Origin of the sequence: Actinoplanes sp. NPDC051494 (genome assembly GCF_044454705.1) — a bacterium.
Classification (GTDB): Bacteria; Actinomycetota; Actinomycetes; order Mycobacteriales; family Micromonosporaceae; genus Actinoplanes.
The window spans coordinates 254665-263929 of the sequence record NZ_JBITDZ010000005.1 but is presented as its reverse complement, the minus strand read 5'-3'; the positions used below and the strand labels follow the sequence as shown (position 1 = coordinate 263929).

Below are 9265 nucleotides of genomic sequence, written 5' to 3'. Positions count from 1 at the left end.
GCGGATCACGATCCGGCAATGAGCGTGCAGACCCGGTCGTCCTTCGTCACCGCAGCCCGGGAGATCGCCCACGACCTGCTCGCCCCGCTGGGCGACCGGTGGCGGCACAGCGCCGGCGTCGCGGCCCGCGCCGGCGAGCTCGCCGACGCGCTCGAGCTCGACTACGACACCCTGGTCGCGACCGCCTGGCTGCACGACATCGGGTACGCGAAGCCGGTCCTCGTCTCCGGCTTCCACCCGCTCGACGGCGCCGACCACCTCGCCGGGCGGGGCTGGCCGCTCGCGGTCGCGGCCCGGGTCGCCCACCACTCCGGGGCCCGGTTCGTCGCGGTGGCCCGGGGCCTGGGGGAGCGGCTCGCGGCGTACCCGTACGAGGAGGGCCTGCTCTCCGACGCGCTGACCTACGCCGACCAGACCGTCGGCCCGACCGGCGACCGGGTGTCCCCGGCCGCGCGCCACGAGGAGATGCTGCGCCGGCACGGCCCCGGCTCCCTCAACGCCCGGGTCGACCACCTGCGCGGTCCGTACCTGCTCGAGGTCGCCGACCGGGTCGAGCGCTGCCTGGGGTTGAAACCCGCCCTGGGTGGACATTTCTGAGGCATGAATCTGCGAAACCTGGGCCAGGGTGCCCTCGGCCTGCTGCTGCTCACCGCCGGCACCGGCCACCTCACCAGCCAGCGCGAGGAATTCCAGGCGCAGGTGCCGTCCTGGATCCCGCTCGACCCGGACCTCGTGGTGGTCGCGTCCGGGCTCGTCGAGCTGGGCCTCGGTGCCGCCCTGCTCGCGACCTGGAAGCAGCCCGCCCGCCGGCTCGTCGGTGCGGCCGCGGCGGGCTTCTTCGTCGCGGTCTTCCCCGGCAACATCGCCCAGCTCGCCGAACACCGCGACGGCTTCGGCCTGGACACCGACCGCAAACGCGCGCTGCGCCTGCTCGGCCAGCCGGCCCTGGTCGCCTGGGCCCTCGCCGCGACCCGCTCAGGCCGGGCCTGACCGCTCAGGCCGGCCCGGCCACCGGCTTCTCCACCACGCCGAGGATGCCCGGGCACCCGTCCGGGAGGCCGGGGTTGGCGATCGGGGCTATCCTCGGGCAGATGTCCAGTAACACGTTGGTCGCGTACGAGCCCGTCACCACCGATGGGCTGTTGGTCGCGGCGCTCGACGGTGACCTTGACCTCGACAGTGCGGACGAGGTGCGTGACAGTCTCGCGTCCGCGGCCCAGGGGACCGGGTGCAGGTTCCTGCACGTCGATGTCGGCGGGCTGGGGTTCATCGACTCCTACGCGCTCGGTGCGCTGGTGAGCGCGCGCAACAGCGCCGCCGCGATCGGGGTGACCCTGACCCTGATCAACCCGTCCGGGCCGGTCCGCAAGGCCGTGCAGGTCACCGGCCTCGCGGACGTCTTCGGACTGCCGGTCAGCGACTAGCGTTGCGGGCGATGGCCCCGGTGATCCGGGGCCAGAGCTCGCGGGGCAGGTCGTGGCCCATGCCGGGGATGGTGAGCAGCTCGGCTCCCGGGATCGCCGCCGCGGTGGCCCGGCCGCCGCTCACGCCGATCAGGGCGTCGTCCTCGCCGTGGATCACGAGCGTGGGGGCCGTCACCCGCCGCAGGGCCTGGGTGCGGTCCGGCGACGCGAGGATCGCGGCGTACTGCCGATGCGTCCCCGCCGGGCGGTAGGCCCGGTCGTACTTGGCCCCCGCACGCTGCCGCAGCTCCTCCTCGGTGGCCGGGAACCCGGGTGAGCCGATGATCCGGGCCCTCGCGACGCTGCCCGCGATCACCTCCTCGCGGCCGGCCGCCGGGCGCCGGCCCATCTCCGCCGCGGCCTCGGGGGTCGCCCGGCCCACGGTGCGGTCGCCGGTGGTGGACATGATCGAGCAGAGGCTGGCGACCCGGTCCGGGTAGTCGACGGCGATCTGCTGGGCGATCATGCCGCCCAGCGACGCGCCGACGACGTGCGCCCGCTGGACGCCGAGCGTGTCGAGCAGACCGGCGGCGTCCGCGGCGAGATCGGCGATCAGGTACGGCGCCGACGAGCGGTCACCGGCCAGCAGGGCCGGGATGTCGGGTACGCGGTGGTCGTCGAGGGCGCTGGAGAGCCCCGCGTCACGGTTGTCGAAGCTGATCACGTGGAAGCCGTGGCCGGCCAGCAGCGTGGTGAACTCCTGCGGCCAGTCGGTCAGCTGCGCCCCCAGGCCCATGACCAGCAGCAACGCCGGCGCGTCCGGATCGCCCGCGGTCTCGTAGGCCAGCTCGACCCCGTTGGTTCTCGCGACGGGCACACCGTCTCCTCTGTCCGTGTCCACTGTGTCACCCGCAGCCTGCCAGATCGTGGCCGGGGCCTTCGACGCGGAGCGGGGCTTCCGGCCCCCGGCCGCGTTGGTTAGCGTGACGGTCGGAGGTTCGTCATGACCGTCCAGCCCTCGGCACCGTTCGCTTCGTTCGACATCGGTTCGCACCGGGTGCTCACGCTCGCCCGGACCGCGGCCGTGCGGCTGCGCAGCCCGGCCGTCGACCGCGACCATCTGATGATCGCCCTGCTGCGGGTGCGCCACGGCCTGGGCGGGCCGGTGGCGGTCGCGCTGGGGGCGAAGAGCCCATTTCCCGTACGCGGCAGAGCGCCGTCGCCGTCCCACCTGCCGTTCACCCCCGCCGCCGAGCGGGCCCTGTCCGGCGCGGCCCGGGAGGCGCAACGGCTGGGTGATCCCCTGGTCGGCACCGGGCACCTGCTGCTGGGCGTGCTGCAGGTCGGCGACCTGGCCGGCCTGACCCACGCGGCCGTCGACGCGGAACTCGCCCGCCGCCGCTGAGTCGGACCGTGACCACTGCCGGGCCGCGAATGTGCGGGGAATGTACGGCCCTGCTCTAGCGTGCGGTCCGAAGTGCCCGGTCCGGGGCCGGGCACGCCGCGAAGGAGCCGTGGACGTGACGTCGATGGACACAACAATGTTGAGCCGGCGCCGTTGGCTGGTCGTTCTCGCTTCGATCCTGCTTCTGGCCGGTCTGTTCGTGGCCGCGCGACCGGTTCCGGCGCTGGCCGCCGTCCAGCCCTCGGCCGGGCAGTACGTGCCGCTGACGCCGGCCCGGATCCTCACCTCGGAGCTGGTTCCGGCCGACGACTTCCTCTCGTTCAGCCCGCTCGGACGCGGTGGCGTGCCTGCCGCCGGGGTCTCCGCGGTGGCGCTGAACATCACGGTCACCAGCACCGCGGTCGGATTTCTCTCCGTCTACCCTGCCTCGGCCACCCGGCCCGGCTCGTCCACCCTCAACTACCGGGCCGGCCTCACCGTCGCCAACGCGGCGGTGGTGGCGCTCGGCACCGGTAACCAGGTGTCGATCTACAACAGCAATGTGGACGTCGCGGCCCGGACCCACGTCGACGTCACCGGGTACTTCCGTGCCGCCGGCTCCTCGGCGGCCGGGTCCGTGTACGTGCCGCTGACACCGGCCCGGATCGCCACGCAGACGATCAAGGCCGGGTCGAGTGCCGCGATCGCGCCGCTGGGTCAGGGCGGAGTCCCGTCGGCCAATGTCTCGGCCGTCCTGGCCCACGTCACCGCGAGTTCCGGGACACCCGGCTGGATGAGCGTCTATCCCGACGGGATCGACCCGCCCGGGACCTCCACCGTCAACTACCGGGACGATCCGGCGTACACCAACCAGGTGACGGCCACCCTGGGCAGCAACGGACAGTTCCGGGTCTACACCACCCAGGACATCACACTCGTGGTGGACGTCATCGGCTACTACCAGACCCCGGCGGGTACCGCGGCCGGCGGCTCGTTCGTCGGGCTGCCCCCGTCCCGGGTGCTCACCGTGACCGTCGATCCCGGCACGATCGCCACCGCCACGCTGGCCGGTCTGGGGGGAATTCCCGCCTCGGGGGTGTCGGCGGCGGCATTCAATCTCACGGCCAGCGGACCCACCGCGACCGGTGCGCTCACCGTCTGGGCCTCCGGTGTCACCCGGCCCGTCGCCCGGCAGTTGTCGTACCGCACCGGCGCCACCACGGCGACCTTCCAGGTGACCAAGCTCAGCCCGGACGGCAAGTTCCAGATCTACAACAGCGGCACCGCGGCCGTGAAGCTGTACGTCGACGTGTTCGGCTATTACCGCTCGGCGGAGACGCCGGGCACGCCGACGGGCGTGACCGCGGTGCCGGACAACGGCGGTGCGACCGTGTCGTGGACCGCCCCGTACGACGGCGGCGCCTCGGTCAGCAAGTACACCGTCACCGCGTCCCCGGGCGGGGCGACCACGGTCGTGACCGCCGGCACCGGTGTGCGCGTCGGCGGGTTGACCAACGGGACGGCGTACACGTTCTCGGTGACCGCTACCAACGCGGCCGGCACCTCAGTGTCCTCCGTAGCCTCACCCGCGGTGACCCCGGCGGTGCCCGGGCCGCCGGGCCGGCCGTTCATCACCGATGTCGTGGGCCGCCACGGCGCGGTCCTGGTGAGCTGGAGCCCACCCCCGGGCGGTGCCGACCCGGCCACCGGTTACCTGGTCAGGGCAACGCCCGGCACCGCCAGCCTGGCGGTCAGCGGCGGTGCCACGACGAGCGCGACACTGACCGGCCTGACCAACGGCACCACGTACCGGCTGACCGTGGCCGCGACCAACGCCAACGGCACCGGGGTGGCCTCCGCGCCGTCCCGGCCGGTGCTGCCCGCCTCGGCCCAGCTCCCCCTGCGGCCGGTCGTCACCGCGGTGATCGCCCTCGATCAGCGGGTCGACCTGCAATGGGTCGCGCCGCCGGACGGCGGGGCCGCCATCAGCGGCTACCGGGTCACCGTCAGCCCCGGCGAGCAGGTCCTGACCATCCCGGCCGGCACCACGGTCGCCTCCGTGACCGGCCTGACCAACGGCACCGCCCGGACGTTCAGGGTGGCCGCGGTCAACATTGCCGGTACCGGGCCGGCCACCACCGTGACCAGTACGCCGGTGGCCGCCCGGGTGCCGGCGGCACCGACCGACATCCAGGTCGCGGTCCCGGCCGGTGGGCAGCTCACCGCGTCCTGGCAGCCGCCCGCCGACACCGGCACCGCGGCGATCACCGGCTACACGGTGACCGCGGCACCGGGTGGGGCCACCGTGTCGGTCGGCGCGGGCGCCACCACAGCCACCCTGACCGGGTTGGGTACCACGACGGCGTACACCCTGACGGTGCGTGCCACCAGCACTGCCGGCAGCAGCGCGGCGAGCGCGACCACCGGGGCCCTGACCCCTGTTTTCACCGGCAAGCTCGCCCCGGTCGTGCTCTCGGCCGCGTCCCTGGCCACGCTGCGCGCCGTCCGGCAGAACGGCTCGCTGGAGTTCGTCTCGCCCCCGGCCCAGGTCACCGGGCTGACCGCCGGCGCACTGGTCGTGCTGACCCCTGGTCCGCTCGCCCCGCAGGGCTTCTACGGCAGGGTCACCAGCCTGGGCACCGGTGCCGGCACCCTGGTGGTGAACACCGTCCCGGCCGCGATCAACGAGGCGGTCACCGACGGCGGGATGACCCTGCAAGGCACGCTCACCACCGACGACGTCGCCTCGTTCACCCCGTCGATCCCGGGCGTACGCCTGGCCGAACCCACCATTGCCGGGAAGACCGCGCGCACCGGGGCCGCGAGTGCGGCCGCCGATGTGCCCTCGGTCGGTCTGCGCGACGGCTCGCTGGTGGTGGAATGGGAGGTCACGCCGTTCGCCGACGACACCCACCAGCCGAGTGCGATCGAGCTCCAGATGCAGCTCACCCCCGGCTACAAGCACACTCAGACGGTGACGGCGGGCAAGGTCAGCAGCACCCTCACCCTCACGACCGACATCGAACTCCAGGCGCTGGGCAAGATCGGCTACGTCCGCAAATGGGAGTCGAAGCAGAAGGAACTGGGCCGGGTCAACGGCAGATGCGTCGTCAAGACCGTCGGCTATCTGCCCGTGGTGGTCTGCCCCCGCTACATCGTGTATGGCCAGCTCTCCGCCGACGCCGGCGGCGGTCTCTTCGTCTCGGTCGAGTACGCCCGGTCGGTCACCGCCGGCGTCACTGTCACCAACGGGTCCGTGACCTCGACCGCGGCCAGCTCCCGGAAGGCCTCACCGATCACCCCGACGGCGTCGGTGTTCGGCCAGTCGACCTTCGAGGCCGGCGTCGTCAACACGATCGGCTTCTTCTTCTACGGCGCGGCCGGCCCGACGGTGAACGTGCGGCTGTATCTCCAGTTCTTCGCCGACACCACGCAGGACCCGTGGTGGGAACTCCGTGGCGGTATCACCGTCACCACCGCGTTGAAGTCGGACGCCTATCTCGGGGAGGCGTTCACCTTCGAGAGCGGCAAACTCGTCGACGTCTTCGACTCGTTGGCCCAGGCCCCAGGGCCGTTCACCGGCCTGCAGATCACACCGGACGATCCTCGGACACCACTCACCTCACTGCTGCGCCTCGGCGTGAAGATCGTCGGATACCCGGCCGGCATCCCGATCGTATGGAGCGTGGTGACCGGGCCCGGCACCATCGACCAGACCGGTACCTACGCGCCGGCCGCGGTCGGCACGGCGGTGATCAAGGCGGAGAGCCCGGCGGTGGTCGACGGCCACCCCTTGCTCACCACGACCACCACCGTCCTGGTGGGGCCCGGCCGGCCGGGAATCCCGATGCAGGTGACCGCGACACCGGACGACAACGCGGCCGAGGTCACCTGGCAACCACCGAACACCGACAACGGCTCGCCGGTCACCAGCTACGTCCTCACCACGTCGCCGCCGACGACGACCGTCTACACAGACGCCGCCGCCCGCAAGGCCACCATCACCGGGTTGAAGGTCGGCGTGGAGTACCGGATCGAGGTGCACGCCGTCAACACGGTCGGCACCAGCCCGCCCGGGGTGGCCGTCGGGTTCCTCCAGCCGCTGGACGGGAGTTTCCTTCCGCTCGGCGCCCCGGCCGGGAACATCTTCGCCGGCGACCCGACGGCCGGCGGAGTGGTTCGCCTGTCCCGCAACGGCCGCTGGATCGTCTACGAGATCACCAATTACAGTCCGTTCGCGCCGCCCGAACTGGCCGCCGCGCCTTACGGCCTCTACCTGATCCGCCGGGACCTGCTCACCGGCCGGATCGTGCTGGCCGGCAAGGCGACCGACGGGACACCGATCCGCGTCGGGTCCAGTTACGACATCGACGGATCGGGCACCGTCGTCGCCTACACCACCAGTGGTTCGCCGGCCCGGGTCCTCGTCGCCGACCTGGCCGCCGGCACCGTACGGGACGTCACCACCGGCAAGATCCCCGGCCGGAGCTTCACCGCCCGGCTCAGCGCCGACGGCAGCACCCTGGCGGTGGCGGCGGTGCCCGAGACCGGGAGTCTGAACACCGCCTACCGGGTCGTCATTGCCGGTGGCACGGTCACCAAGGTCGGCAAATGCACCGCTGAGTACACCTGCAGCGGAGGTGCCGGCACCAGCAATCCACCCACCGCCTCCACGGACGGCCGGTACATCTTCCTCGAGGAGGAGGTGCCCCGTGCCTCCGGCGGGTACATCGGCGGCATGCTGTACGACTCGGCCACCGGCACGACCACCGAACTGCATCCTCAGCCGCCGCCGTTCAGTTTCACCCTGCCGAGTGAACTCGTGTCGGCCGTTTCGGGCGACGTCTCGACCATCGGCGGTACCAACCGCCTCGGCAACGGCGTCACCGGCGCGTTCGTCAAGCGCGGACTCACCGCAACGGTGTCCGCGTCCGACATGATCTTCACCAACGTCTCCGGGTCGGGGGTGGGCGCCGACGCGATCGAGTTCAGCGACGACGGCCGGGTCGCCGTCGTGAGAGTATTCGACGTCTCCACGACGCCGACCAGGACCCACACCGAGGTCTGGTTCAACGGCGCCCTGGTCGACCTGGCCGGCAGCTCCGACGCCGGGTACGCCGCGATCAGCGGTAACGGCCGGGTGGTGTCCTATTCCAGCAGCGCGGGCGGATTCTGGCTCCGGCGTCTGAGCTGAACCCACTGAGGCACATCCGCCGGATGTGCCTCAGTGGGCGTCGGCGGCGTGTTCGTCCGGGCGGAAGACCTCGGACAGGCCGGTGACGTCGAGGATGTGGGTGACCATGCCGCGGGTGTTGACGACCGAGAAGCGGCGGCCGGCGGCGTGGGCGGCCTCGTAGCCGGCCACCAGCCCGGCGACGCCGTGCGAGTCGAAGAACTCCACCCCGTCCATGTCCACGACCAGGTGGGTGACGCCGGGCCCGCTCGCCGCCGTCGTGAGGGTGTCGACGATCCCGGTGCCGACGCTCATGTCGAACTGGCCGGCCAGGAACACCCGCAGGACGCCGTCCTGCGCCGGCTCGGCGGCGATGCGATAGGGGTGGATGCTCACAATCGGTAGTTCTAACACGTGGGTGCGACAGTCTGATAACGGTGCCGCCGTCACCAGGTCGCGAAGATGCGGGCCTGACCGCCGGAGCCCCCCTCGAACGGGAGCAGCCCGACCACGATCGTCGCCCCGTGCGCGGGGATCCGGTGCAGGTTCGCGAGGTTCTCCAGGCCGTACCGGTCGGCGCCGAGCAGCGTCAGGTGGACCGGGAAGTCCTCGGACTCGCCGGGGTCGATGCTCAGCGTGTCCACGCCGAGGCTGCGGACCGCCCGTTTCTCCAGCAGCCACTCGCAGGCGTCCGCGCTGAATCCGGGGAAGTGCAGCGTGCCTTGTGCGTCGGTACCGCGGTACGCGTCCGGCGAGCCCACTTTCGCACTCCAGCCGGAGTGCATGAGGACGGCGGCGTCGCGCGGGATCCTTGCGTACCGTCGCTCGAAAGCCCTGAGGTCGCCGACCGTGACCTGGGCGTCGGGGTGATGGGCGGCCCGGGCGGCGATGTCGACGACCACGGCGGGGCGGATCAGCTCGTCGAGGGTGAGGTCGGTGGACAGGCGCCCGCCGGGGATGAAGTGCCCCGGCGCGTCCACGTGGGTGCCGGTGTGTTCGACGAGGGTCCACTGCTGCATGTAGTAACCGTCGTCCTCGATCGTCACATACGTGCTGCGCCGGGCCTGTTCACCGTCGGCGTAGGCCGGGAACGCGGTGGTGACCGGGTAGGTGAGGTCGCGCAGCCCGCGCCGGGAGCCGCTCAGCGACGGCGAGGGGGCGGCGGGCGCGAGGGGGGCGGCGGACGCGAGGGGGGCGGCGGGCGCGGGCCGGGTCAGCGCGAGGCTGCCGGCGGCCGCCGCGACCCCGGCGAGCGCGGCCCGGCGGGAGATCCTGGAGCAATTCTCTGTGCACATGCTGTCAGAG

At 72.3% G+C, this 9265-nt stretch carries 8 protein-coding genes; 5 read left to right on the top strand and 3 right to left on the bottom strand.

All coding sequences use genetic code 11. The features are described 5' to 3' along the window. Positions 1-18 precede the first annotated feature (18 nt). The 3 genes from ACIA6A_RS20390 (at position 19) to ACIA6A_RS20380 (ending at position 1424) form a co-directional block, all read left to right on the top strand. Complete coding sequence (locus tag ACIA6A_RS20390; RefSeq protein WP_396099285.1) at positions 19-597, top strand: HDIG domain-containing metalloprotein; 579 nt, start codon at positions 19-21, stop codon at positions 595-597. Positions 598-600: 3 nt separating this feature from the next. Continuing rightward, on the top strand, positions 601-990 hold the full coding sequence (locus ACIA6A_RS20385; RefSeq protein WP_396099284.1) for a hypothetical protein: 390 nt from the start codon (positions 601-603) through the stop codon (positions 988-990). Between the two features lie 101 nt (positions 991-1091). Then, positions 1092-1424, top strand: coding sequence for an STAS domain-containing protein (locus ACIA6A_RS20380; protein WP_396099283.1), 333 nt, complete (start codon positions 1092-1094; stop codon positions 1422-1424). On the opposite strand, the gene ACIA6A_RS20375 is transcribed toward ACIA6A_RS20380, so the two are convergent. After that, positions 1414-2280: an alpha/beta hydrolase gene (locus ACIA6A_RS20375; RefSeq protein WP_396099282.1), complete on the bottom strand. Its 867-nt coding sequence runs from the start codon at positions 2278-2280 to the stop codon at positions 1414-1416. The two genes, ACIA6A_RS20380 and ACIA6A_RS20375, sit on opposite strands and share 11 nt — an antisense overlap. Positions 2281-2406: 126 nt before the next feature. Here ACIA6A_RS20375 and ACIA6A_RS20370 point away from each other — a divergent pair, with 126 nt between their 5' ends. After that, positions 2407-2808 carry a Clp protease N-terminal domain-containing protein gene (locus tag ACIA6A_RS20370; RefSeq protein ID WP_396099281.1) on the top strand — a complete coding sequence of 134 codons (402 nt, stop codon included), beginning with the start codon at positions 2407-2409 and terminating at the stop codon, positions 2806-2808. A gap of 124 nt (positions 2809-2932) precedes the next feature. Continuing rightward, a complete protein-coding gene (locus tag ACIA6A_RS20365) occupies positions 2933-7981 on the top strand; it encodes a fibronectin type III domain-containing protein (protein WP_396099548.1) in 5049 nt (1682 codons plus the stop codon). 30 nt (positions 7982-8011) lie between these two features. On the opposite strand, the gene ACIA6A_RS20360 is transcribed toward ACIA6A_RS20365, so the two are convergent. Next, the gene (locus tag ACIA6A_RS20360; RefSeq protein ID WP_396099280.1) at positions 8012-8356 is read right to left on the bottom strand and encodes an STAS domain-containing protein; all 345 of its coding nucleotides are present in this window, start codon (positions 8354-8356) and stop codon (positions 8012-8014) included. Between the two features lie 50 nt (positions 8357-8406). Continuing rightward, positions 8407-9255 (bottom strand): cyclase family protein, encoded by an 849-nt coding sequence (locus tag ACIA6A_RS20355; RefSeq protein ID WP_396099279.1) that lies wholly within the window; start codon positions 9253-9255, stop codon positions 8407-8409. Positions 9256-9265 lie beyond the last annotated feature (10 nt).